The organism is Formosa sp. S-31 (assembly GCF_051172795.1).
GTDB lineage: Bacteria > Bacteroidota > Bacteroidia > Flavobacteriales > Flavobacteriaceae > Formosa.
This window is the reverse complement of the sequence record NZ_JAENDK010000008.1, coordinates 621,342-644,881: the sequence shown is the minus strand read 5'-3', so window position 1 is coordinate 644,881 and position 23,540 is coordinate 621,342. Positions and strand designations below refer to the sequence as shown.

The following is a 23,540-nucleotide window of genomic DNA, read 5'->3' as shown; positions in this document are numbered from 1 at the left end:
TTATATTTTTTAGTTTATACTTTGTTTTACGGTTTGCTCTACCTGGTCGATTAATTCATCTGTAGATTCGGTAAAGGTAGCCAAATTTATGGGTTTATGAACTGTTAGTGAAATATGAGCTCCTAATCCCATAGGAAATTTACCATAGCGCAGCGTTTTCCAGGAATTGTTTATGGTTAAAGGCACAATATGGGCATCGGGAATGTTTTTTATTAAGGTCTGTAGTCCGCGACGCTGGAACGTTTTGGGTTGTCCGTTTTTACTTCTGGTGCCTTCCGGAAAAATAACTGCAGCGTATTTTTTCTCGTTGATAAATGTCGAAAAATCGTTGATGGCTTTAATGGATTGTCTTGCATTTTTTCTGTCGATTAATGCAGAACCACCGTGGCGTAAATTGTAAGAAACACTGGGGATGCCTTTTCCTAGCTCTAATTTACTAATAAATTTTGGATGTACTTCTCGCATATACCATAAAATTGGAGAAATATCATACATGCTCTGGTGATTAGAAACAATTATTAGCGGGGTGTTTTTAGGTAATTCGTGCGAATTGGTATAGGTGAACCGTGTACCCAGAATATTTAAACAACGCAGTAGACAAAACTGAAGGATATTCACACTTTTTTGAAGGGTATTATATCCGAAAACCCTATGGCTGATCCATAAAATGGGGTGAAAAATAAGTAAGGTTAAACCAAAAGCGATAAAGTATAAAATAGTTAACGGATACGCTAAGATTTTCATTAATAAGGTTGTTTTTTAGTTTAAAATGCGCGTAAAATTAAGCATAAAAAAACCACGCAAAAAGCGTGGTTTGTATATTTTTCAAAAAATGTCTTAACAAAACTGGTTGTAAGCATCTTTTAAATTTTCAGAAATTATTTCTGCAGGACGACCTTCAATGTGGTGACGCTCAAGCATGTGTACTAATTCTCCGTCTTTAAATAAAGCAATACTTGGTGAACTTGGAGGGAAAGGTATCATATAACCTCTGGCTTTGTCTACCGCTTCTTTATCTACTCCCGCAAATACAGTAACTAAATGATCTGGGTGTTTTTCGTTTTGAATACTGTCAATGGCACCTGGTCTTGCATTAGCAGCTGCACAACCACAAACCGAATTTACTACCACTAAAGTTGTACCTTCTTTTGCAATCGCTGCATCTACAGCTTCTACAGTATGTAATTCTTCAAAACCAGCTTGAGTTAAATGTTCGCGCATTGGTTTTACTAATTCTGCTGGATACATATTTTTTTGAAATTTTATGTTTAACAATAATAGGCAGCAAAGATACATAAAATTAAATGTTTAGTCATGTAATAAGCGTTAATCCTAACACAATGTTTTAGTGTTATTGGGAATCTTATAAAATGTTGTTTTTTCAATGTATCTATTACTATGTCGGGTTGTATCAGGATGGGGGGGCTATCATTTTGTTAAAACACAATGGGCTTAAAACTTACAAGTGCTATATTTGTTGTACAAAAAATGAGCTATGAGTATATCAAAGTGGTTAGGGGCGACTTTAGGCTGGTCGTTCGGCGGACCGATAGGAGCAATTTTAGGTTTTGCTTTAGGAAGTGTAGTTGACGGATTAACAGATGGTGGTATAAAAATAAATACCCAGGGGCCTTATGCGCGACCAACAAATACACGTACACGTTCAGGAGATTTTGAAGTGAGTCTGCTTATTCTTTCGGCTGTGGTTATAAAGGCCGATGGAAAAAGCGATCAACGAGAACTGGATTTTGTAAGATCGCAGTTTGTAGGTATGTATGGTAAAGACCGTGCCAATCATGCCTTCAAATTGTTTAAAAACATAAGTAAACAAAATAATATCCCTGTGCGCGATGTGTGTATGCAGATTCGTCAGATGATGGATCATCCTTCGCGATTGCAGTTATTGCATTTTCTGTTTGGAATTGCTAAAGCCGATGGCAATGTAAGTCAGGTAGAAGTGGATACCATTTATAGGATTTCAAATTATCTGGGTATACGAGCGTTGGATTTTGAAAGTATAAAAGCCATGTTCTATAACAGTAGTGATAACGCTTATAGAATTCTTGAAATTGAAAAAACGGCGACTAACGACGAGATTAAAAAGGCTTACAGACGAATGGCTAAGAAGTACCATCCGGATAAAGTAATTCATTTAGGGGAAGAACATCAGAAAGGCGCCGAAGAAAAATTCCGTCAGGTTCAGGACGCTTACGATCAGCTGCAAAAGGAACGCGGGTTTAATTAAATTACCAATAGTATAAAACGAAACGATATGACTGAACAGCAGTTGCAATTTACCAGACAGGAAGAGCATGATAATGTGTGGTTATCTCATTTGAATACTTCGGAATTTAGTACAGAAGATTACGGTGTTAAACCGCTTGTTTTATCATCTGAAGCTGAAGTTGGTCAGGCTATGTTGCAGGAATTATACACTACGGCTGCTAATAAAGAAGGAGATATTAATATTGCGCTTTTAGGCGGTCGTGGAGCTCAGGAGTTGCATCGTTTGTTGGGAGAGTTAGCAAAGTCCGGAGAACAGGATGAATTATTAGCCCGATTAAATGTGTTTACCCAAGATGCACTTGCGCCTATGAATATGGCCAATGGATTTAGTTTTGTACGTGATTTTGAGCGTATTTTAGGAGCTGATTTCTTTAAAAAAATTAAAAGCTTTACGCCGATGCAAACCGATACTGCAGATTTAGAATCTGCTTTAAAGGCATATTTAACAAAGCTGGAAAATTTAGGAGGTTTGGATATCTTTTTTATCGGCCACGGACCGGAGAATAATCAAGCATCCCATTTGGCGTATATCAAGCCTTTTTCAGGGGCGCAATGGCATCATGTTGCTGGAATTATACCCATTTCAAATAGTATTTTAGAGCATCATATTAATAAGTTTAAGGCCGGTGGAAGCGTTGTAAACGAGAAAGATGAGGAGGAATGTCGATCTGCTCAGTTTATCTTAACTTTAGGACCTGCGGCTATTTTGAAGGCTAAAAAAGTAGTGCAGTCTGTAGTGGATGCCGACTCGGCGCCGGCAAAGATTAAAACCTATGCTAAGGTGTTAAATACCAAAATCAGTTCAGATCCAATTGAAGCGGAAAAGCAGTTAAATGAAAATCCTGGATTATGGATCAGGTTGCATAGTAATGCTAAATCTTTTGTGCTGCCTGATTTAGAAGTGCAGTAAAACGTTTTTCGGGTTTGTAGCTGTTTAATTAAAGTGATATCGTAATCCTAAAAACAGGCGTCTGCCTTGATTTGGTGCATAAACATAAGACGGGTCGAAAGTAAGTGCGTACGGATTGTCTGCTGTGGCTACAGCATTTCCATTACTGTCAAAGGTTACCTGTTTGTCGAAGGGGTCTTCTGCTCTTGCGATTATAAACGGATTACCTCTGTTTGGTGTCCAGTCTAAAATATTTTTTATTCCGCCGTAGATTTCAAAATTATGAGTTTTATACGTTGCCTGGATGTTTTGTATGCTCCAAACCGGAGAGTATTCAGCTCGGGGATCAAGATCGCCAAGTAAAGGAAGTCGCATTGGTCCGTATAGATTTCCTGTGTAGTCTAAAGTAATATTCGGTTTGTAAAAATTATAGCTTACTGCCCAGGTTCCGGAGAAATTTTCGGTTAAAATTTGTTCGGTAGTTATATGGTTCTCAGTTTGAGAAACGTCCTGGTAAGTGGCTCCAAGTAATATTTTTAGGCTGTTGGTAAAAGTAATATCAGCGTTCGCGCTTATACCTGTGGTTACTGCATGTCCGTTTAAATTGTCGTAAATAATCTGGTTTGGGTTTGTGTCGTAATCCGGGATTATGGCGTTGGTGAAATAGGTGTACCAGGCCGAAGCATCCAGAGTAATTATATTGTGATTTTTGGTATAAAACGTCTTAAGGTAGTTTAGGTTGATATTGTAGGAGCGTTCTGGTTTTAGGGCTTCGGTAATAATAACATCGCGAGACCCGGTAAGCGCCGCGTGTTCTTCGGTAAACAAATTTACGGCGCGAAATCCGGTGCCGGCATTAAGTCTTAATATAGATTCGTTATTAGATTTGTAGCGGTAGGCTATTCGAGGTGTAAAAATAGATCCGTGTCTGGAATCGTAGTCGTATCGTGCGCCGAGTAGTACATTGTGTTTTTCTGAAAAGGAAATCTGGTCTTGCAGAAAAACAGATGGTATAATAACTTCGTCTGCGATAACCGTTGCCGGGGTGTTATCGTTGTAAAAATTGTAACGGACCGCTGTTCCCAGTAGGATGTCGTGACTATTATGAGTTTTGTGCCAGGTAAGCTGAGTAAATCCTATGCGTTGCTGTGCAAGATAAGGTACATCGCCATAAACTGAATTCTGATCGTGATCTGTAAAAGAGTATTGTATAACTATTTTTTCGGTTGTTGGTAACTCGTATTTTCCGAAAAGCTCATAGCGTGTCGTGTAAATGCTTTCTCCGTAAATGGTATTGCCGCCGCGATACGATTTATTCCACTGTATTTCTCCTCCCCAGCGATCTTCGTAAAAAAAGCGCCCCGCAACGGTGAAAGCCTTGTTATTTGGTCTTTTGAAATTCCAGCTTTGAAAAACCGATATGCGATCTTGTAAGGTTACATCGGTAAAGTTATCGTGGTTAAGGTCAGCTGGGTTGCTGTAATTGTAGTAATTTGCTCCTGTTAAAACAGTGGTGTTTTTGCCTATTTGAGCTTTATAGCTTAAATCTAAATTCAGTTCGTCAAAAGATGTCAGGTAGCTGTCTGCGGTAAATTTTGAAGTGTTTTCAGGAAGTTTAGTAATGACGTTTATTAAGCCGCCAACGGCTTCGCTGCCATACAATGAGGATGCTGGCCCTTTTATTATTTCTATTTGCTCAATTAACGAATTAGGGATGCCAGATAAACCGTATACTGTAGATAAGCCACTAACTATTGGCATGCCGTCTATTAAAACCAGGGTGTACGGCCCCTCCAGTCCGTTAATATGAATGTCTCCGGTGTTGCAGACATTACAGTTTAACTGAGGTCGGACTCCGTTTATATTTTGCATCGATTCAAAAATATTGGGTGTCGGATTTTTCTTTAAAAAAGACGTCGAATATACCTCGACAGGAACTGGACTTTCTTTTCTGGAAATGGGTTTCAGGGTTCCAGAAATGACGATTTCATCTAAAGTTTCGTTTTCATCTAATTCAAAATTAATGCTTAAGTTTTTCTTTTTGAGTGTGATATGCTTTTGTTTGGTTGTAAATCCCGTATAAGAAACGACAAGAGTATAGTTGTCGTAATTAATATTACTGAGTTGAAAATAGCCGTTTTCGTCGCTTACAGCGCCTTTGCTTGTACCTTTAAGATAGATGTTCGCAAAGGCAACAGGTTGGCCTTTCGAGCTTATCGTGCCGTTTATTGCTCCGGTGTTTTGTGAGTAAATGCCATGAATTGAGAATATTAAGGCTACAATTAAGGTTCTCATATTAAAAATATTTATACAAATATAAATATAAATTTAGATAAGACTAAAAATATATTTGAGTTAAAGTAAAATTTGTATATTTGTGGAAAACAATACTATAGTGGTTACATTATCGGAAGAGAATTATTTAAAGGCCATTTATTTAATAAGTAAATACGGTGCTGAGTCGGTGAGTACAAACGCCATTGCAGAGAAAATGGATACCAAGGCGTCTTCGGTTACAGATATGATTAAAAAGTTGGCTGAGAAATCTTTTGTGAATTATAAAAAATATCAGGGGGTTCGACTCACTGAAAAAGGCAGATTGGCGGCCTCGAATGTTGTACGTAAGCATCGATTATGGGAAGTGTTTTTAGTAGATAATTTAAATTTTTCCTGGGATGAAGTCCATGAAGTGGCGGAGCAACTTGAGCACATTAAGTCTGAAAAATTAACCAACGAGTTGGATGCTTTTTTAGGTTTTCCTGAAGAAGATCCGCATGGAGATCCTATTCCGGGAAAAGATGGTCAGATAAAAAGTACCCAAAAAGTACTGCTGTCTCAGGTAAGTATTAAAACGGCCTGTATTTGTGTTGGGGTTAAAGATTCTTCGGTAGAATTCTTACAGTATTTGGATAAACTGAAAATAGGTCTGGGAACGCTTTTTAGCGTGCATTCCAAAGAGGTTTTCGATGAATCTATGATTATTGAAATTAATGGCAAACCATTAAGTATTTCAAAATTTGTGTCGAACAATTTATATGTAAAGAGCAGTACATGAGTTTAAGTCAGCCGCTACAAAATTTAATACTATTTCTGGTTCTGGCCGGTATGGTTTTTTTGTTTTTCAGACCGGTTAAGGGGTGGTTCTGGCTAATTAAAAACAGTATTAAGACCAATACTAAAATTATCTCGGAAGACATTTTAAAACAAATGTATACCTGGGAAAATCTTGGGCAGGATATCCTTAAAAATGAGTTAAAGTATAGTTTAAAGTACAGCGATAGTACTCTAGAAAGTGTTTTGCTTAGTATGTCTAAAAATGGATTGATACAACTCGAAAGGAATGAATTGAATCTTACGCCTTCGGGAAGGGAATATGCTATAAAAATTGTACGGGTACACAGGTTGTGGGAAAAATATCTGGCAGAAAAAACAGGTTTCGAAAAAACCGAATGGCATGCCAGAGCCGAGGAGATGGAGCATAAATTGAGTCAGGAAGAAACCAATGTGCTTGCCACGCAATTGGGAAACCCGGTTTACGATCCTCATGGCGATCCAATTCCATCGCATGCCGGAGATGTTCTGCATATTGAAGGAGAGCATCTTAATGACCTTCCTGTAGATGCTGTGGGTAAAATTGTGCATATAGAAGACGAGCCCGTTATAATTTATAAACAGATACTGGCAGAAAACATTCATATTGGGTCGCATATTCGGATTGTGGAAAACAACGCGCAGCGGGTGGTGTTTTATGCCGAAGGCGAAGAGTTTAAATTAGCTCCGGAAGTGGCTGCGAATATTACCGTTGAGGTGCTCGACACCAGTGAAAATATAGAAGACGATGCTGTGAGATTATCGGCCTTGCCGGAAAACGAGACGGCTGTTATTCTTGGCATTTCTAAAGAGTGCAGGGGAGACGCGCGCAGACGACTTTTAGATCTGGGTTTTGTTAAAGGGGCGCATATAGAAGTTGATCTGGTAAGTCCTTTAAGTAATCCTAAAGCGTATTTAATTAAAGGAACGTCTATTGCGTTGCGTGAAGATCAGGCGGCAAAAATTCTTATAAAAAAGCAGTAAGATGGAGAAGAAAATAGTAACCAGTGCGTGCGAAGTTTGTCCGCAATACAATCCCGATGGCTTAAAGCGTCTGGGGGTTGATGCAACACAAACTGATTTTGTTGTGGCATTGGCCGGAAATCCCAATACGGGAAAAAGTACGGTGTTTAATGCTTTAACCGGATTAAAGCAGCATACAGGGAACTGGCCGGGAAAAACAGTAACGCGTGCAGAAGGGGCATATCAATATAATAAACAGAAGTATAAACTGGTCGATTTGCCTGGGACATATTCCTTGTTGTCTACTTCTGAGGATGAGGAAGTAGCTCGCAATTTTATTTTATTCGGAAAACCAGATGTCACAGTAATTGTTGTAGATGCTGGGCGACTGGAACGTAACCTTAATCTGGTGCTTCAGATTCTGGAGATTACAAGTAAGGCCGTGTTGTGTTTAAATTTGATAGATGAAGCCAAACGTAATCATGTTGAAGTTAACGAGCGGGGACTTGCTAAACGTCTGGGGATTCCGGTCGTGGCTACCAGTGCCAGATTTAACCAGGGCATACCAGAGCTTATAGATGTGATTCGTCAGGTGGCAAATGGAGAAGTGCTGTGTAAGCCGCATCGTATTACCAATGTACCAAAACATATAAACGACGCGGTAAAAACATTAAGTGAAAATATTTCGAAACAGTTTCCGTCTATCCCGAATAGCCGGTGGATTGCCTTTCGACTGCTGGAAGGCGATGAACGGGTCATAGAGGCATTGAGAAACGGTGAGTTTGAATTACAGTAGATTATGAAGACTGAAGTTGAAAATATTATAGAAATGTCCAACGAGTTGCGTTGGAAGTTGGGTGGTGAATTTCATGATCACATTAGTGAAAGTATTTACGCTGATGCTTCCGAGATTGTGGAAGAAACCGTGAGTACTGATGGGAAAAAAGGGAGAAACGCCCTGGATATAAAAATAGATCAGATTGTAACCAGTAAGCGCTGGGGCTTTCCTATTATGTTTTTAATTCTTGGTGTTGTTTTGTGGCTGACTATTACTGGAGCCAATTATCCGTCCGGTTTACTTGCAGAATTATTATTGGATACTATTCATCCGGCATTGAAAAGTGGTGCTGCCAGTATAGGGATGCCCTGGTGGTTAGATGGATTTTTAATAGATGGTGTGTATCTGGCTTCGGCCTGGGTTGTAGCGGTTATGTTGCCGCCTATGGCTATATTTTTTCCGTTGTTTACCTTGCTGGAAGATTTCGGGTATTTGCCACGAGTAGCATTCAATCTGGATTATTTGTTTAAAAAGGCTGGAGCTCATGGTAAGCAGGCATTAACAATGAGTATGGGCTTTGGTTGTAATGCAGCAGGAGTAGTCGCTACTCGAATTATAGATAGTCCGCGGGAGCGTCTTATTGCAATTATTACCAATAACTTTTCGTTATGTAACGGGCGCTGGCCCACGCAAATATTAATAGCTACCATTTTTGTTGGTGCTTTGGTGCCTAAATCACTTTCGGGTGCAGCCTCGGTTTTTGCTGTTATAGGTATAGCGATATTGGGAATGGCATTTATGTTTACCAGTTCCTGGATGCTTTCAAAAACGGTTTTAAAAGGAGAGGTGTCCACTTTTAACCTTGAATTGCCGCCATACAGACCGCCGCGATTCTGGAAAACTATTTATACTTCAATAATCGACAGAACGCTAATTGTATTATGGCGGGCAATCGTGTTTGCAGTACCGGCAGGTGCAGTAATCTGGTTAATTTCGAATATTCACATCGGAAATGAAAGTATTGCTTACTGGATGATTCATTATCTGGAAGGTTTTGGCTGGTTAATTGGTTTAAATGGTGTAATTCTGGTGGCTTATATCGTTGCGATTCCGGCAAATGAAATTGTAATTCCTACAGTGTTAATGCTTACGGTTCTGGTTGCTGGTTTGTCCGGAGGTGAAGGTGCAGGAGTGATGTTTGAACTGGATTCGGTGAATGCTACAGGTGATATATTGAGGGCTGGTGGCTGGACGCTTTTAACGGCAATAAATCTTATGTTGTTTAGTTTGCTTCACAATCCGTGTAGTACAACCATTTATACCATATATAGGGAAACTAAAAGTGTGAAATGGACAGCAGTAGCCACTTTAATGCCTTTGGTTCTTGGTTTTGTAGTTACATTTTTAGTAGCTCAGATCTGGCGCCTGTTTGTTTAGAAAAGCAAGCGTTTTTATCGGTACTAAGTCTAATGGCATCCGCAATCGGTGCCGTCTGTGCCACAGGATTTTTTAGGCTTTGGTTTTCTCCCGAAAAATTTTTTGTACAGAAAATATACAGATAGGCCTAAAGCGGAAAAAGCCAGTATGTTTTGAATAAGCGTGTTCATAATGCTCTAGTCGTAATTTATATTTAAACTTACTACTTTAAAAACTGATAGGCTAATAAAGCTGTTAAATACGCCAGTCCACTCATACTTATAAGTTGCAGCATAGGCCATTTCCAACTGTTGGTTTCCTTTTTAACTATGGCCAGGGTACTCATGCACTGCATAGCGAAGGCGTAAAACAGAAGTAAAGAAATACCGGAAGCAAAGTTGAATAATGGACCTCCAAGAATCGGGTTTACTTCTCCGGCCATTCGGTTTTTAATGGTTTCTTCTTCATCGCTACCTACACTGTAAATGGTCGCCAAAGTGCCAACAAATACTTCTCGGGCCGCGAAGGAACTTACTATGGCTATGCCTATTTTCCAGTCGTAACCTAGAGGACGAATAAGGGGTTCTATACCACGTCCTGCAATACCTATATACGAGTGTTCCAGTTTATAAGCATCTATTTTGTGGTTCAGGTCATCCTGCGATAATTGTTCTGAAGCATATTTTTCAGTCATTATAGTTTCGGCTTCGTTAAAATGTTCTCCAGGGCCGTAGGACGCCAGAAACCATAAAATGATAGAGATGGCTAAAATAATTTTACCGGCTCCGAATACAAAGGATTTGGTCTTTTCTATTACGGTTAAAGCGACATTTTTTGGTAGAGGCAGTTTATAATTTGGCATTTCTACCACAAAGAATGATTTGCTCTTTATTTTCATGACCTTATCCAGGATGTAGGCTGATACGATAGCTGCTGCAAAGCCGATGAGGTATAGCAGCATTAAGGTAAGCGCCTGATAGCCCAGTCCTAAGAATGAACCTTTTGGAATGACTAAAGAGATGATAATAAGGTATACCGGAAGGCGTGCCGAACAGGTGGTGAATGGTGTAACCAGTATGGTAATCAATCGCTCTTTCCAGCTTTCAATATTTCTTGTGGCCATAATTGCGGGGATAGCACAGGCTGTTCCAGAAATTAGAGGAACCACACTTTTTCCGCTTAAACCAAAACGTCGCATAATGCGGTCCATTAAAAATACCACACGACTCATATAACCGCTTTCCTCTAAAATGGAAATAAACAGGAATAAGAATGCAATTTGCGGGATGAATATGACTACACCTCCAAGTCCCGGAATTATGCCTTCTGCCAGTAAATTGGTAAACGGCCCTGTAGGTAAATTGGTTTTAACCCATTCGCCTAAAGATGCAAAAGAGGCGTCTATAAAGTCCATTGGTATGCTGGACCAGTTGTAAATAGACTGGAAGATAAGCAGTAAAATAAAAAAGAATATAACGTAGCCCCAGACTTTGTGTGTCAGGATACGATCCAGCTGCGCACGTAAGCCTTTGGCTTTCGAACTGTCTATGGTTTGTCCTGCTTTTAAGGTGTTGTTTATAAACTGATAACGTTTTATAGTTTCCTGTTGCTGCAGGCGTTTTAAATCGGTTTTGCTTTTGGTTTTAAAATCGGAAACCGCATCAAATTCGTTACGGTTGGTTTTTCCGAAATTAACATCCTGAGTAATAACCAGCCATAATTTGTAAAGTAACTGATTAGGAAAAGCGTGCTGTAATCGGTTAAAATATTCCTTGTCTATTTCAGATGCGTTTAAACACGGGGTTGTAGAAAGGTCTCTGTAGTTCGTAATGAGTTCCTTTAAATGGTCTACACCCTGATTTTTTCGAGTGCTAACTACAGCAATTTTTGTTTTAAGCTGGTTCTCCAAAAATGGAATGTCCAGCGAAATCCCTCTTTTAGCCATCCGGTCTGCCATATTAATGACGAGAATAGTGGGAATTTCAAGATCTTTTATTTGGGTAAAAAGAAGGAGATTTCGTTTTAAATTTTCAACATCGCTTACTACTATAGCAACATCTGGAAAATCTTTGTCATTTTTATTCAGGAGTAATTCTATAACAACATTTTCATCCAGAGAAGAGGCATTTAAACTGTAAGTTCCCGGCAGATCTATAATGTGGGCTTTAACGCCACGAGGTAGTTTGCAGATCCCTTCTTTTTTTTCAACCGTAATTCCGGGATAGTTTCCTACTTTCTGGTGAAGCCCTGTTAAAGCATTGAATACAGAGGTTTTTCCTGTGTTTGGATTTCCTATTAAAGCGACATTAATTTGTTTACCCATGCGATATCATTTCAATTAAAATGTGGCTTGCAGTTTCCTTACGAATGGCTAAATGCGATCCGTTAATGTTAAGATAAATAGGGTCTTTAAACGGTGCAATCTGAACCAGTTCAACCTCGTTTCCAGGAAGGCAACCCATTTCCAGTAATTTTAGTGGAATATGTATGGAAGACACATCGGTTATGATGGCTGTTTCTCCGCGTTTCAGTTGTGCTAAAGTTGTTTGCAAGCTTATTTAGATTGAATTTAAAGAAGCAAAAGTACGGTAAAAACTTATGGTAAAAAAATTGAAACCAAAAATCTACTTTTTATACTCTTTTTTTAAATTGCTAATGTCGTTAAGTAGTTTATCTATGGCTTCAGGATCTGTACCGTCGTAAAAACCACGGATTTGCCTTTTTTTGTCAATTAACATAAAATTTTCGGTATGTATCATATCGTAAGCATCGCCGTTACCAGTGGTTTTTACCGCCAGATAACTTTTGCGAGCCAGCTCGTAAATAGCTTTTTTGCTTCCTGTAACCAGATTCCATTTGCTGTCGTTAACCCCTTTGGCTATTGCATAACGTTTTAATTGGGCTACGGTATCAATTTCGGGAGTCACAGTGTGCGATAATAGCATGACCTCATCGTCGTTTAATATTTCCTGCTGGATTTGTTCCATATGCTGTGTCATAATGGGGCAAATGGTTTGGCAGGTTGTAAAGAAAAAATCGGCGACATAAATTTTGTCTTTATAATCGTCCTGAGTAATGGTTTTTCCATTTTGATTGGTCAGACTAAAATCGGCAATCTTGTGATATTTTTTGACGTCTATTAAACTGGTGTCTACTAAATCCTGCGCGACCTGAGCCGGCTGATAAATAGGAAGCGGTGCCTCTACATCTAAAATGTTATAGATAATGGAAATGATAACCAGTGATATGATAGCAAAAACAATGGCGAATTTTTTGTAAGCCGAAAAAAATGATAACATGTTTGGGTTTTATGCTTGAGTCCTGCAAAAGTACCAAGAAAATTGGGTTTTGCTTAGGGCATTTTGTTATAAATCGGTGTTAAATTAGCATTGTGTCTTACATTATCTTTTTTTTAAGCAGTTAAAAAATGTATTTTTGGCTGTTAAAATTTAACTGTAAAACCTCAATGGAGTTTCTAATTAAAATCTCTCAATTTTTATTAAGCCTTTCTTTACTTATAGTATTGCACGAATTAGGACATTTTATTCCTGCAAAATTATTTAAAACCCGAGTAGAAAAATTCTACTTGTTTTTCGATGTGAAATTCTCATTGTTTAAAAAGAAAATCGGAGAAACGGTTTATGGTATCGGTTGGTTGCCATTAGGAGGTTATGTTAAAATTGCCGGTATGATTGATGAAAGTATGGATACCGAGCAGATGGCTAAAGAACCGCAGCCTTGGGAATTTAGAAGCAAGCCGGCCTGGCAGCGTTTAATTATTATGTTAGGAGGAGTAACAGTAAACTTTATTCTGGCGGCTTTAATTTATATGTTTATGGCCTTTGCGTACGGAGAAACCGATATCGCAACCAGCAGTATTAAAGACGGGTACTGGGTAACCAATCCGTTGCTAATAGATCTGGGAGCGCAAACCGGAGATAAGGTTGTAGCTATAAATAATGAACCGGTGGTAAGTTATTCCGATATGCGTTCTAAATTAATTGTGGCTAAAACCATCACCTTAGATCGTAATGGAACAGAGAAAACCATAACAACTCCCGAAGATTTTCTTGGGCAATTAAGTACAGGAGAAGATAAGTCCTTATTTGAATTACGTATTCCTTTCGTCGTAGCTCAGGTTTCTGATTCTTCGATGAATAAAGGAGTAGATTTAAAACAGGGCGATATTATTACAGGAATAAATCATACCGAACTAAAGTATTTTGATGAGTTCGAGCCATTTTTGTCTCAGCTAAAAGGGCAAAAGGTAGAAGTGGAGTTACTACGGGATTTTAAACCGGTAACGCGCGAGCTTACGGTAGATGATAAGGGGAAATTAGGTATTTATCCGTATGCCGGAGTAGGAGCCGAAACTTATGAGAAGTTAGGATACTATAAAGTTGTTACTAAAGACTATTCGTTTGCCGAAAGTATAGGTGTGGGGGCTGGAAAGTTCAAGCAGCAGATTGTGGCCTACTGGGGGCAGTTACAAATGATCTTTAATCCAAACACCGGTGCTTATAAAGGTGTAGGTGGTTTTAAGGCGATTTTCGATATTTTCCCGAACACCTGGAGCTGGGAAGCGTTCTGGGGTATTACAGCCTTTTTATCTATTATGCTTGGCGTGCTTAATTTATTGCCAATTCCGGCTTTAGATGGCGGGCATGTCATGTTTTTACTTTATGAAATGGTTACCGGCCGTAAGCCAGGCGATAAATTTATGGAGTACGCACAAATGGTTGGATTCTTCATTCTCATAGCTTTAGTGTTGTTCGCTAACGGGAATGATATTTTTAAAGCGATATTTAAATAAAAAAAGAATAAAAAAGTTTGCAGAAGCAAAAAAGGATTGTATATTTGCACTCGCAAAAGCAAACACTCCTCCTTAGCTCAGTTGGTTAGAGCATTTGACTGTTAATCAAAGGGTCCTTGGTTCGAGCCCAAGAGGGGGAGCAAGCTTACAGAAAGCCTTTCAGAAATGAGAGGCTTTTTTTGTGGTTATTGCTTGCTATTCCTAGCTATTCTTGAGTTTTTAAGATTCTCTACTTGGAGACATAATTAGTCAATTTGTCAACTTATTTTAAAAAATAAGGTATCCTATTAGGTATCCCATTAAAAAAAACTGGGTATCCCTATTTTTTTCCGAATTGTATGCCAATTGTTTAACGTAAATAATTGGAAATGAAGCAACAATCATTGTCAGTTTTGTTTTATTTAAACAAAGCTAAAACGAATCAACAAGGACGTTGTTCTATTTATTGTAGAATAACATATCTCAAACAACGAAAGCAATTCTCTACAGGTAATTATGTGTTTCCTACAGACTGGAATGCTAAAAAGCAAAAACTTAGATCATCTAAAATTAATGATGTTATAAATGGAGAATTACTTTTAATATCTCAGAAGATTAATAAGGTATTTCTAAATTTAAAACTTAATGAAAGTGAGTTTGGGGTTCAGGATATTTTAGAAAAGTATTTTGAAAAGACTAAGAAAATGGAGGGGCATCTAATAAGATATTTCACTAGGTTTCAGGAAAAACGGAAGAAGCTAATAGGTAAAGATTTGACCCATTCTACATGGCAGAAATTTGAGTACGTTAAAATGCAAGCTCAAGACTTTATTAAATCTAAATACAAGACATCAGATTATCCCTTATCTAAATTAAATAATCAATTTTTGGTGGACTTCGAATATTATTTAAAGACGGAGCGTAACCAAAAACAAGTAACTACAAATAAGGCAATACAAAGATTAAGAAAGCCTGTTACTGTAGCCGTGGCAGAAGGATATCTAGATAAAGATCCATTTATATTATATAAACCTCGGAAGGTTATTAAAGAAGTTGTCTTTTTGTCACCAGCGGAATTAAAGCAAATAGAACTCGCTGAATTTTCACAACCACGATTAAACTTTGTAAGGCAGTTATTTGTTTTTAGTTGTTATACAGGTTTAGCCTATAATGAATTGTTTAGGTTAAGGAGGCAAAATATAGTTCTAGGTTTTGATAAAGGTTTATGGATTCAAATGAAGAGAGAAAAAACTTCAAAACCTATTTCAGTACCTCTTCTGCCAATAGCCTTAAAAATTATAGAAAAATATTCAGGTCATAATAATTTGATTTTTCCTCGAATTAGTAATCAAAAATATAACTCTTATTTAAAGGAAATAGCAGCCGTATTAGGCATAGAAAAGAAGCTTACAACACATACTGCCAGAAAAACTTTTGCGTCTACGGTATTGCTTTATAATGATGTGCCTATGGAAATTGTTAGTGAATTATTAGGGCACTCAAGTCTAAAGGTAACTCAGGATAGTTATGCAAAAGTGGTTCAGAGGAAAGTGAGTGAAGCAATCAAAGTTTTAGAAGTAAAATTAGTAGAGGATACGGAAAACCGTAAACTGTAAGTATTTTAGCACGTATATTTGAATTTAAATTAATCATCAAAATATAATATATGAAGAAAATTACTTTAATGGCTTTTTGTTTAATTGGTTTTTATAGCCATAATATGTTGGGTCAAACAACCGCAATTCCTGATTCTAAGTTTGAGGAGGCTTTAATTGAACTAGGCATTGATTCAGATAAAACTGTAAATGGGGAGGTGTTGACCTCAGATATCGAAAATGTGGTACGCTTAGATCTTTTAGGAAAAGGCATTTCTGATTTAACAGGGATAGAGGGTTTTAAAGGTCTAACCCATTTGGATGCTAGTCAAAATTATTTGTTTGACATAAATGTAACTGAAAATTTAGAATTAGAAGATTTGTCAGTTGGATCGAATGGATTACAAAATTTGGATGTCTCTAAAAATGAAAAATTAACACGTTTGGAGTGCACTCGAAATAAATTAACTGAAATTGATTTAAGTAATAATAGTAAACTTTTAACTTTTCAGGGTTTTGAAAATGAATTTATAAGTCTTGATTTTAGCAGTAATTCGTCCATTAATTGGGTCAGTTGTAATGATAATAAGATTAATAATCTAGTTTTTGGTGAAACTGACAACCTAGAAAATTTAATATGTCCAGGAAATGAAATGGTATCATTTGATATTTCTTCGGGATTTTCTAAATTGGAAATTCTGTATATTTATAATAATTCTAAATTAGAATCACTTAATTTAAAAAATGGGAATAATTCAAATCTTATTGTTTTTGCTCAAGGGTGTGTAAATTTGACTTGTGTACAAGTGGATAACGAAGCAGCTGCAAATGCAGGAATTGGTAGTTATCAGATGTGGAATTTACCTACTCAGGCTGTGTATTCAGAAAATTGTGCTACTCTTAGTGTAAATGATTTTGTTGTAAATGATAGTAAGGTTTTTTACGATAAAAGTTCAAGTGTGATTAATATTTCTACACCATTAAAGGTTAAGAATATTAGCTTATATAATTTATCGGGTCAAGAGTTAATTAGTTATAATTCTAATCCAGAATCTATTTTAGTTGATAATTTTCCAGATGGCGTTTATTTAATTCAAATAGATTCCGAAATGGGTAGGGATATAAAAAAAGTAATCAAGTATTAATGATATAGAAGGAGTCTAATGAGGCTCCTTTTTTATTGCTGTTAAAAATTGAAAAGCTCTTTGATTTCAATGTCAAGAGCTAATGAGATTAATTTAATATTAGAAATAGAAGTATTGATTTTACCACGTTCAATTCTGCTTATTTGTGAAATTTCAATATTTAAATCATTGGCGAGTTGTTCTTGGGTAAACCCTTTGAACCTCCTTAGTTTACTAAGATTTTTTCCAAATGCAATTAAAAATTCTGTTTCATTGAAATTCTCCACAAAGTAAAAATCGTGGAGATTAACGACTACTAGGTAGGCGTATATGCCTATATTTAAAAACTAAATATTTAATCAATAAATTATGAAAAAAAACAATGTTTTATTTAGCCTAATTCTAGCTTTAATCTTTTTAGGATGCTCTTCTGATTCGGACAGTGAAGATTCCAAAAATTCTAATGAAATGAATTTTAAATTTATTACATATATGTCGGATGGTGACGATGAATATGCAGATACCATGATTTTCAAGTATGATAATTCTGGTAACATAGAAAGTGTATTTCAAGATGTCAATTTCATGGTACAATTAAATAACATTAATAAGATTGAGTCAATGTACTTTGATGGCTATTCTCAAACTCAAGAGTATTCCAATAATAAGTTGGTTAAAGTGATTTACTCGGAGGACTTGTCTCCAAACTATTTAACAGGTATGTTTAATTATACTAATGATGGTCTAGTTAAGGACTATATTGAAGAGTTTGGAGAAGGTTATGAGTATAATGCAGGGTATGAGCGGAGTGCTTATTTTACTTATGATTCAAATGGTACTTTACTTACTTCAAGGAATGAAGATAATACGGGTGTTTTAAGTTATGAGTTTGATGATAAAATAAATCCTTTTTATCCGTTATGGAAGTCTTTTGGGTATTATATGGATCCTGAAATAGGAATATATGATGTCACATTTACTTTTTTTGAACATAACCCTACCAAAATTTTTAAAAATGGAGAATTGTATTTTGAGGCATCCTATACATATGATTCAGATGGTTATCCAAAAACTTGTAATTATAAGCGTTATAATTCCTCAGGAGATGTTTATCAAGACAAAACGATACAGTTTGTTTATTAATACCTAAAAATTTATTTATGAAAAATGGTACTTTACTTATAATAGCTTTGGTTGTTTTTTCTTTAAATTCAATTTATGGTCAGGATATAAGTGCATTAGAGAAAGGGATGGGGTTTCGAGATATTAAATTAGGAGGTTATATTTTTGATTACGATTGTTTTGTGAAAGATAATGCGGAGAGGAGTATGATGAGGGGAATTACAGGAGAGCCAGTTCATGATGTTTATAGGTTTGTGTTAAATGAAAAATATCCATATGATAAAATTGGGGATCTATCAATTTATATGCTTCTAGTTAAGGTTAATTATGGGCAGATTTATGAGATAAAAATCTTTCTTGAACCAAATAATAGAATATTAGAACTTCTTACTTATAAATATGGTAGATGTACTGAATACAATAAGGATCTGTTTCCTACTTATTATTGGAGAACAAAAAATGGAATTCAGTTGGCTTTTATGGGCCCAGATATCTCAGGAGTGAAATCTTATACCTTAACTTATTTAAACTTAAATTTATATGAACAGGGTAAATTAGCTGCGAAGAAAAGTAGAGCAAAGGCTCAATCTGAAAGGGAGAAAAAACTTAGATCTGAAGCTCAATCACAATTTTAAATAGAGTTTTTGCTATTAATTAAAAAACCATTTAATAAGGTTAAAGAGGGAGATTGAACGTATTAAAGTTAGATGTTGGTTTTATAGGAAGTTTAGGTGTTGAATACTTTTTTAATTAAGTCTTCAAGAACCAAATAATCCATACATCAACCCCCCAGGCTTTGTAAACTGGCGGGATACCCCCCGTTAATGTTTAATCCTAAAAAATATCAAGATGGTTACAATTAAAGATTTTAAATCTATTACAAAAGAAAATGGGGAAGTGTTTTATGCATTAATTCTTCAAGGTGGAGTAGAGCCTGTAAAGAGTTCTAGAACTGGTAGAACCTACTTTACTTGCAGAACAGCAACAGTGCCTACAACTTTTGATGAGCAAACCTGTAGGTTAGCGGTAGGAACACAGTTTGATGGTATTATTAAGAAAATTAACTGCGAGCCTTATAGTTATACAATTGAGTCAACAGGTGAAATTATCGAGTTGAATCATAGATGGGAGTACGTTGATGAAGAGTTAGATGTGTTTCAGGAACATGTGGTTGAAAAAACAGATCAAATAAATTAAATAATAAAGATTAAAATATAAGAGTCTCCAAACGGAGGCTCTTTTTTTTTGTCTGTAAATAATCAAATACATATTAAAATTATGAATTTACAAATAGCAAAGCGAGAGCAAGTTAAATTAAGAATAGGGCTATCTGGAGCCTCTGGGTTTGGAAAAACATATTCAGCCTTATTGTTGGCATATGGGATAACCAATGACTGGAATAAAATAGCCATTATCGACACAGAAAATAATAGTGCAAATTTATATGCTCACATGGGGAGATTTAATGTTTTGCAACTAAATGATCCTTATACTCCAGAGCGTTATATAGAGGCTTTAAATATGTGTGAAAAGGCTAAAATGGAGGTGGTTATTATAGATAGTATTTCTCATGAATGGGTAGGTTCTGGAGGGTGTTTACAAATCCACGAGCAGCTAGGAGGTAGATTTCAAGACTGGGCAAAAATAACCCCTCGTCATCAGGCAATGGTAGATGCAATTTTAAAGTCAACTTGCCATGTTTTAACTACAACCAGACGTAAAATAGACTATTCTTTGGACGTAAACTCGAATGGTAAAACAAAAGTTGTAAAGCATGGAACAAAAGAGATTACTAGAGATGGGTTTGAATATGAATTGACTGTGAATTTTGAGTTGATTAATGATAATCACATGGCTGTAGCAAGTAAAGATCGAACTGGTTTGTTTGCTAATAAACCAGAGTTTGTTATTAGTGCAGTTGTTGGGAGGAAACTAAAGGAGTGGTGCGATTTAGGTTTTAGAAAAGAAGATGCTATTAAAGAAATAGAAGCCTGTGAGACCTTAGAGGGGTTAAGGCATTTGTATCAAAAATATGCTTCTATAAAAACTGAAATACATGATTTGATCCTTGAACGTAAGGCAGAAATTGAACATGTGGTAAGACAAGTAGTTCCTAGTACGAGTATTGTTAATGTGAGTAAAAATAATAAGTAATATGAATTTAATTTCAAATCAAATAGAGCAACAAGTTGTCAAGGATAGTCAAGTTGTTAAAAGTATAAATAGTTCTAGTTTTATTGAGGCTAATACTTCAAAAGTCTCTTTGAATCATTTAAAGAACGATTGTATTATACCTGTGTTTTCTAAAGATAATGAGTCAACAATAAGTCATTATCAATTTATACAAAGTGCTTTTGAAACTGTCAAGTCTAGTTTTCCTGATTTAAAGGTAAATGAGCCAGATATTAGAGTTAGCCATGTAATTAAAGGAAGAATTCCAAGTGCCATAGGTAAACCAGCAAAAGAACTTTTAGAAGAAGAGAAAACTATTTATTATGAGCGTTGTGCCTTTTTAATTACTGTCCCTGATATTACAAGTACAGTAAATGGTAATGTGTTATCATTAAATATTGGGGGAGTAAGAAGTTTAAATCAGGAGAATTTATATAGTAAAAAAACAGTAGAGAAATTCAAGGTTTTTATAGGTTATACTAATAAAGTGTGTACTAATTTATGTGTGAGTACAGATGGCTTATGCGATGATATTAGAATCAGTTCAATTTCAGAATTAGATGCAAAGATGAAGATGCTGTTTAATGGATATAATTTTCAAAATCATCTTGAAGAACTTAGTCAAATGGAAAATTACTCATTAACAGAACCTCAATTTGCACATCTTATAGGCAAAATAAGGATGTTTCAAAGTATGCCAAAGACAGAGCAGAGAGATATTTTTAAGTTTGTTATGAATGATTCTCAGATTAATAAAATGGTCAAGGAATATTATGGGTGTCCAAATTTTAAACGTCAGGAAAATGGTTCTATTAATTTGTGGAGAGTATACAATTTATTAACTGAGGCAAACAAATCATCCTATATAGATAATTATTTAGAACGTAGTCTGTGTGCATTCGAGTTTACCAGAGATCTGTGTAATTCATTAAAGAATAATAAGCCAAATTGGTTTTTGAATAATTAATAATACTTAATGCAACAGTAAATGAATTCAAAGGATTGGGCGGAGCTTTTAAAATATGCTTCGCCTAAAAGTATTCTTGTGGTAAATGCCAAGAATAGAGTAATAGAGTTGAAATGTCCTTTTAAGGTAGAAACAAAACATGATATTGGATGTTTGAAAAAGGCTTTTATGTACGATGTTGAAAGTGTGAAAATTTCAACGACAATGAAGACTGTGTTTGTTATAAAGGGAGAGGTGTATTACTATCATCATTTTTACATCTTGGTATAATATTAAGTGGTTTATGCTGTATTTTGGATAGTTAAGCTTTTGAGACTGTTTTTAACACTTTAAACTAAAAACACCTGAAAATGAACAATTGTAATTTATAAAGGGCAGTTTAGGCTGCCTTTTTTTCTGCCATAGGTTATGATTTTAAGGTTCTTAGGAATAAAAAATAAGTCAATTTGGCATTAAATTAAGAGGTTTTGAATTTGGCATGATTATTTGTTATAAGCAACAATGGCTTCTAAGCAGACATTAATTAAAACACTACTACACTTTATTAGAAGTTACCTGTTCAAATAGAAAGACTATTTTGAAAAAAAAGATGGCAAACTTGGCTGTCTAGACAGTAATCATTTAAACATATTTTAGAGATTAATTTGGATGGTCCAATTAATCTAGTCACACAAAAGTGTGTAATTAAGACATAAATTTTCAAAATAAATAAAAATGATTGGAAATTTAAACGATGAAATATCTTATGATTTTATAGCATCATCAAAAGTTATTAGATACAAGTTAGACCCCGCTTCTGCTGATATTTTAGCTACTTTGATGTATAAATTTAAGTATTGGAGGAATGAGGATAAATTAAAAGAGTATAAAGGAGAAAAGGGATTTTATATTAGTCATGATGATTTAGAAAAAGAAACCAGTTATTCAAAAAATATTATACAAAACAGGATTAAAAAATTAAAACAAGAAAAGTTAATTAACGTAAAACGTCAAGGCTTAAATAAACCTAATATTTATTTTCTAGATTTAGATAATATTGCTAGATATATTAATAAACATGAAGGTTCTTATAAAAACTATTTGAAAGATACTGGTGGAGAAAATTCATCTAAAAAGCCCGTAGTACCTAAGATTGGTGAAAATCAACTTTCAGGAAGTCAAAAAAAACGTATTCAAGAAAATAAAAAAGTAGCTAATACTAAGAACAAGAATACTAAAAACAAGAAAACATATAGTCCAGTTTGCCACATGGATGTGGAGAAAATAAAGGATATAGATGAAAAGGAAGATGAGCTTTCTGATTTATTAGAAAGTATTGTAGGGTATGATGATGATGAATTAGAAGATCGCATTAAAATAGTTGCAGAATTTTTGTTAAAACTTGTTCCAGGATTTAAAGGAATAAAACTTGAGGCTAAAGACTACGAGGCTATAAGAGATTTCGCTAAGTATAGACTTTATTGTTGGGATATTTCTTCAAAAATTATTGAGAATGCGAAAAGGATAGTAAAAAATAAATATACGAGTTCTTTTAGTAATTTATTTATAGGACTCAAACAATTTAATGAAAATGTAGAAAATAAATATTTTGTTTAAAATAATTTTGGGATGAAGATGTTTAAGAAAAAGTTTATTCCTTTTGGTGTTGTTTATACAGCAACCAATAAAGTTACAGAACAAGTTTATGTAGGTGCTACAACCAAAACTCTACACCAACGTAAACTAGATCATATTGAACGTGCTAACAGAGGAGAAGCAAACAAGTTTCATAATGCTATAGCAAAATATGGAGCCAATGCTTTTGAATGAAGTCAAATTGATATAGCTACAAGTAGTGAGGAATTAGCGCAAAAAGAAAAGGACTATATTGCTTTATTTGATTGTAGGTTGAATGGTTATAATTCTGATTCAGGAGGAGGATTTAAGAAAAAGGTCTATCAGTATTCAGTTAAAACAGGTAAATTAATGTATGCCTATGATTGTTTAGAAAGAGCTGCCAAGGCAGTTGGAGTCCATAAAAATAGTATAGCAAATGTTTGTGCTGGACAAAATAAAACTTGTGGAGGTTTTTACTGAAGCTATAAACTAAAAGGTTCTGATGGATTAGAAATAGACTTGAGGAAGAGGCTAGTTAGACAGTATAGACTTTCAGGCAAGTTAATTAATGTCTATGATTCAGTTACAGAAGCTAGTAAAAGTACAGGAGTTAGTAAAACAAGCATTTCTAGAGTATGCAGAGGAGAAAGAAAAAATAGTGGAGGGTACTCCTGAAAATATGTAGATTAAACCAAAGAAAAGGCAGTGTAATAGCTGCCTTTTTTATATTTTAGAAACTTTAATAATAAT

Annotated in this window: 25 protein-coding genes, 1 tRNA gene and 1 pseudogene; 19 read left to right on the top strand and 8 right to left on the bottom strand. The window is 35.5% G+C overall.

The window, feature by feature from the left end; all coding sequences use genetic code 11:
* Positions 1 to 9: 9 nt before the first annotated feature.
* Together I3217_RS12415 and I3217_RS12410 are read right to left on the bottom strand one after the other, a co-directional pair.
* Complete coding sequence (locus tag I3217_RS12415) at positions 10 to 744, bottom strand: lysophospholipid acyltransferase family protein (RefSeq protein WP_435050080.1); 735 nt, start codon at positions 742 to 744, stop codon at positions 10 to 12.
* 93 nt (positions 745 to 837) lie between these two features.
* Positions 838 to 1,248 carry a BrxA/BrxB family bacilliredoxin gene (locus I3217_RS12410; protein WP_435050079.1) on the bottom strand — a complete coding sequence of 137 codons (411 nt, stop codon included), beginning with the start codon at positions 1,246 to 1,248 and terminating at the stop codon, positions 838 to 840.
* Between the two features lie 247 nt (positions 1,249 to 1,495).
* Here I3217_RS12410 and I3217_RS12405 point away from each other — a divergent pair, with 247 nt between their 5' ends.
* Positions 1,496 to 2,245, top strand: coding sequence for a TerB family tellurite resistance protein (locus I3217_RS12405; protein ID WP_435050078.1), 750 nt, complete (start codon positions 1,496 to 1,498; stop codon positions 2,243 to 2,245).
* A gap of 27 nt (positions 2,246 to 2,272) precedes the next feature.
* The gene (locus I3217_RS12400) at positions 2,273 to 3,196 is read left to right on the top strand and encodes a hypothetical protein (protein ID WP_435050077.1); all 924 of its coding nucleotides are present in this window, start codon (positions 2,273 to 2,275) and stop codon (positions 3,194 to 3,196) included.
* A gap of 24 nt (positions 3,197 to 3,220) precedes the next feature.
* Here the strand turns inward: I3217_RS12400 and I3217_RS12395 are convergent, their stop codons facing one another.
* Positions 3,221 to 5,470: a TonB-dependent receptor gene (locus tag I3217_RS12395; RefSeq protein ID WP_435050076.1), complete on the bottom strand. Its 2,250-nt coding sequence runs from the start codon at positions 5,468 to 5,470 to the stop codon at positions 3,221 to 3,223.
* A gap of 100 nt (positions 5,471 to 5,570) precedes the next feature.
* Here I3217_RS12395 and I3217_RS12390 point away from each other — a divergent pair, with 100 nt between their 5' ends.
* The 3 genes and pseudogenes from I3217_RS12390 to feoB (I3217_RS12380) all read left to right on the top strand — a co-directional run bounded on the left by I3217_RS12390 (position 5,571) and on the right by feoB (I3217_RS12380) (position 9,443).
* Positions 5,571 to 6,230: a metal-dependent transcriptional regulator gene (locus I3217_RS12390; RefSeq protein ID WP_435050310.1), complete on the top strand. Its 660-nt coding sequence runs from the start codon at positions 5,571 to 5,573 to the stop codon at positions 6,228 to 6,230.
* A complete protein-coding gene (locus tag I3217_RS12385; protein WP_435050075.1) occupies positions 6,227 to 7,249 on the top strand; it encodes an iron dependent repressor, metal binding and dimerization domain protein in 1,023 nt (340 codons plus the stop codon). The genes I3217_RS12390 and I3217_RS12385 overlap by 4 nt, the downstream gene beginning before the upstream one ends.
* Position 7,250: 1 nt before the next feature.
* Positions 7,251 to 9,443, top strand: a pseudogene (gene feoB / locus I3217_RS12380) (ferrous iron transport protein B).
* A gap of 29 nt (positions 9,444 to 9,472) precedes the next feature.
* Here the strand turns inward: feoB (I3217_RS12380) and I3217_RS12375 are convergent.
* The 4 genes from I3217_RS12375 to I3217_RS12360 form a co-directional block, all read right to left on the bottom strand.
* Entirely contained in the window at positions 9,473 to 9,613 is a 141-nt protein-coding gene (locus I3217_RS12375) for a FeoB-associated Cys-rich membrane protein (protein ID WP_435050074.1), read from the bottom strand.
* A gap of 32 nt (positions 9,614 to 9,645) precedes the next feature.
* Positions 9,646 to 11,745 carry a ferrous iron transport protein B gene (gene feoB, locus I3217_RS12370; RefSeq protein ID WP_435050073.1) on the bottom strand — a complete coding sequence of 700 codons (2,100 nt, stop codon included), beginning with the start codon at positions 11,743 to 11,745 and terminating at the stop codon, positions 9,646 to 9,648.
* Positions 11,738 to 11,974 carry a FeoA family protein gene (locus tag I3217_RS12365; protein ID WP_435050072.1) on the bottom strand — a complete coding sequence of 79 codons (237 nt, stop codon included), beginning with the start codon at positions 11,972 to 11,974 and terminating at the stop codon, positions 11,738 to 11,740. The genes feoB (I3217_RS12370) and I3217_RS12365 overlap by 8 nt, the downstream gene beginning before the upstream one ends.
* Before the next feature lie 72 nt (positions 11,975 to 12,046).
* The gene (locus I3217_RS12360) at positions 12,047 to 12,721 is read right to left on the bottom strand and encodes an SCO family protein (protein WP_435050071.1); all 675 of its coding nucleotides are present in this window, start codon (positions 12,719 to 12,721) and stop codon (positions 12,047 to 12,049) included.
* A 167-nt stretch (positions 12,722 to 12,888) separates the two neighbouring features.
* Here I3217_RS12360 and rseP point away from each other — a divergent pair, with 167 nt between their 5' ends.
* The 4 genes from rseP to I3217_RS12340 all read left to right on the top strand — a co-directional run bounded on the left by rseP (position 12,889) and on the right by I3217_RS12340 (position 16,954).
* Positions 12,889 to 14,235: an RIP metalloprotease RseP gene (gene rseP, locus I3217_RS12355; protein ID WP_435050070.1), complete on the top strand. Its 1,347-nt coding sequence runs from the start codon at positions 12,889 to 12,891 to the stop codon at positions 14,233 to 14,235.
* Between the two features lie 66 nt (positions 14,236 to 14,301).
* Positions 14,302 to 14,375 (top strand) — tRNA-Asn (locus I3217_RS12350).
* A 228-nt stretch (positions 14,376 to 14,603) separates the two neighbouring features.
* The gene (locus tag I3217_RS12345; protein ID WP_435050069.1) at positions 14,604 to 15,830 is read left to right on the top strand and encodes a tyrosine-type recombinase/integrase; all 1,227 of its coding nucleotides are present in this window, start codon (positions 14,604 to 14,606) and stop codon (positions 15,828 to 15,830) included.
* Between the two features lie 50 nt (positions 15,831 to 15,880).
* Complete coding sequence (locus I3217_RS12340; RefSeq protein WP_435050068.1) at positions 15,881 to 16,954, top strand: T9SS type A sorting domain-containing protein; 1,074 nt, start codon at positions 15,881 to 15,883, stop codon at positions 16,952 to 16,954.
* Positions 16,955 to 16,995: 41 nt separating this feature from the next.
* Here the strand turns inward: I3217_RS12340 and I3217_RS12335 are convergent, their stop codons facing one another.
* Positions 16,996 to 17,220 (bottom strand): helix-turn-helix domain-containing protein, encoded by a 225-nt coding sequence (locus I3217_RS12335; RefSeq protein WP_435050067.1) that lies wholly within the window; start codon positions 17,218 to 17,220, stop codon positions 16,996 to 16,998.
* An 82-nt stretch (positions 17,221 to 17,302) separates the two neighbouring features.
* Here I3217_RS12335 and I3217_RS12330 point away from each other — a divergent pair, with 82 nt between their 5' ends.
* From I3217_RS12330 to I3217_RS12285, 10 genes are all read left to right on the top strand, one after another.
* Positions 17,303 to 18,076, top strand: coding sequence for a hypothetical protein (locus I3217_RS12330; protein ID WP_435050066.1), 774 nt, complete (start codon positions 17,303 to 17,305; stop codon positions 18,074 to 18,076).
* 17 nt (positions 18,077 to 18,093) lie between these two features.
* Complete coding sequence (locus tag I3217_RS12325; protein WP_435050065.1) at positions 18,094 to 18,690, top strand: hypothetical protein; 597 nt, start codon at positions 18,094 to 18,096, stop codon at positions 18,688 to 18,690.
* Between the two features lie 214 nt (positions 18,691 to 18,904).
* A complete protein-coding gene (locus I3217_RS12320; RefSeq protein WP_435050064.1) occupies positions 18,905 to 19,252 on the top strand; it encodes a hypothetical protein in 348 nt (115 codons plus the stop codon).
* A gap of 81 nt (positions 19,253 to 19,333) precedes the next feature.
* A complete protein-coding gene (locus I3217_RS12315) occupies positions 19,334 to 20,209 on the top strand; it encodes an AAA family ATPase (protein WP_435050063.1) in 876 nt (291 codons plus the stop codon).
* A 1-nt stretch (position 20,210) separates the two neighbouring features.
* Positions 20,211 to 21,194 carry a DUF3871 family protein gene (locus I3217_RS12310; protein ID WP_435050062.1) on the top strand — a complete coding sequence of 328 codons (984 nt, stop codon included), beginning with the start codon at positions 20,211 to 20,213 and terminating at the stop codon, positions 21,192 to 21,194.
* A gap of 21 nt (positions 21,195 to 21,215) precedes the next feature.
* Positions 21,216 to 21,464, top strand: a complete 249-nt coding sequence (locus tag I3217_RS12305) for a hypothetical protein (RefSeq protein ID WP_435050061.1) — start codon at positions 21,216 to 21,218, stop codon at positions 21,462 to 21,464.
* A gap of 444 nt (positions 21,465 to 21,908) precedes the next feature.
* Complete coding sequence (locus I3217_RS12300) at positions 21,909 to 22,790, top strand: hypothetical protein (RefSeq protein ID WP_435050060.1); 882 nt, start codon at positions 21,909 to 21,911, stop codon at positions 22,788 to 22,790.
* A gap of 12 nt (positions 22,791 to 22,802) precedes the next feature.
* Positions 22,803 to 23,003, top strand: a complete 201-nt coding sequence (locus I3217_RS12295; protein ID WP_435050059.1) for a hypothetical protein — start codon at positions 22,803 to 22,805, stop codon at positions 23,001 to 23,003.
* A 78-nt stretch (positions 23,004 to 23,081) separates the two neighbouring features.
* Positions 23,082 to 23,270 carry an NUMOD1 domain-containing DNA-binding protein gene (locus I3217_RS12290; RefSeq protein WP_435050058.1) on the top strand — a complete coding sequence of 63 codons (189 nt, stop codon included), beginning with the start codon at positions 23,082 to 23,084 and terminating at the stop codon, positions 23,268 to 23,270.
* Positions 23,271 to 23,309: 39 nt separating this feature from the next.
* On the top strand, positions 23,310 to 23,465 hold the full coding sequence (locus I3217_RS12285; protein WP_435050057.1) for an NUMOD1 domain-containing DNA-binding protein: 156 nt from the start codon (positions 23,310 to 23,312) through the stop codon (positions 23,463 to 23,465).
* Positions 23,466 to 23,540 lie beyond the last annotated feature (75 nt).

Coding starts and splice junctions, on each gene's coding strand:
- I3217_RS12415 (WP_435050080.1), bottom strand. CDS start 744: ATGAAAATCTTAGCGTATCCGTTAACTATTTTATACTTTATCGCTTTT.
- I3217_RS12410 (WP_435050079.1), bottom strand. CDS start 1,248: ATGTATCCAGCAGAATTAGTAAAACCAATGCGCGAACATTTAACTCAA.
- I3217_RS12405 (WP_435050078.1), top strand. CDS start 1,496: ATGAGTATATCAAAGTGGTTAGGGGCGACTTTAGGCTGGTCGTTCGGC.
- I3217_RS12400 (WP_435050077.1), top strand. CDS start 2,273: ATGACTGAACAGCAGTTGCAATTTACCAGACAGGAAGAGCATGATAAT.
- I3217_RS12395 (WP_435050076.1), bottom strand. CDS start 5,470: ATGAGAACCTTAATTGTAGCCTTAATATTCTCAATTCATGGCATTTAC.
- I3217_RS12385 (WP_435050075.1), top strand. CDS start 6,227: ATGAGTTTAAGTCAGCCGCTACAAAATTTAATACTATTTCTGGTTCTG.
- I3217_RS12375 (WP_435050074.1), bottom strand. CDS start 9,613: ATGAACACGCTTATTCAAAACATACTGGCTTTTTCCGCTTTAGGCCTA.
- feoB (WP_435050073.1), bottom strand. CDS start 11,745: ATGGGTAAACAAATTAATGTCGCTTTAATAGGAAATCCAAACACAGGA.
- I3217_RS12360 (WP_435050071.1), bottom strand. CDS start 12,721: ATGTTATCATTTTTTTCGGCTTACAAAAAATTCGCCATTGTTTTTGCT.
- rseP (WP_435050070.1), top strand. CDS start 12,889: ATGGAGTTTCTAATTAAAATCTCTCAATTTTTATTAAGCCTTTCTTTA.
- I3217_RS12345 (WP_435050069.1), top strand. CDS start 14,604: ATGAAGCAACAATCATTGTCAGTTTTGTTTTATTTAAACAAAGCTAAA.
- I3217_RS12340 (WP_435050068.1), top strand. CDS start 15,881: ATGAAGAAAATTACTTTAATGGCTTTTTGTTTAATTGGTTTTTATAGC.
- I3217_RS12330 (WP_435050066.1), top strand. CDS start 17,303: ATGAAAAAAAACAATGTTTTATTTAGCCTAATTCTAGCTTTAATCTTT.
- I3217_RS12325 (WP_435050065.1), top strand. CDS start 18,094: ATGAAAAATGGTACTTTACTTATAATAGCTTTGGTTGTTTTTTCTTTA.
- I3217_RS12320 (WP_435050064.1), top strand. CDS start 18,905: ATGGTTACAATTAAAGATTTTAAATCTATTACAAAAGAAAATGGGGAA.
- I3217_RS12315 (WP_435050063.1), top strand. CDS start 19,334: ATGAATTTACAAATAGCAAAGCGAGAGCAAGTTAAATTAAGAATAGGG.
- I3217_RS12310 (WP_435050062.1), top strand. CDS start 20,211: ATGAATTTAATTTCAAATCAAATAGAGCAACAAGTTGTCAAGGATAGT.
- I3217_RS12305 (WP_435050061.1), top strand. CDS start 21,216: ATGAATTCAAAGGATTGGGCGGAGCTTTTAAAATATGCTTCGCCTAAA.
- I3217_RS12300 (WP_435050060.1), top strand. CDS start 21,909: ATGATTGGAAATTTAAACGATGAAATATCTTATGATTTTATAGCATCA.
- I3217_RS12295 (WP_435050059.1), top strand. CDS start 22,803: ATGAAGATGTTTAAGAAAAAGTTTATTCCTTTTGGTGTTGTTTATACA.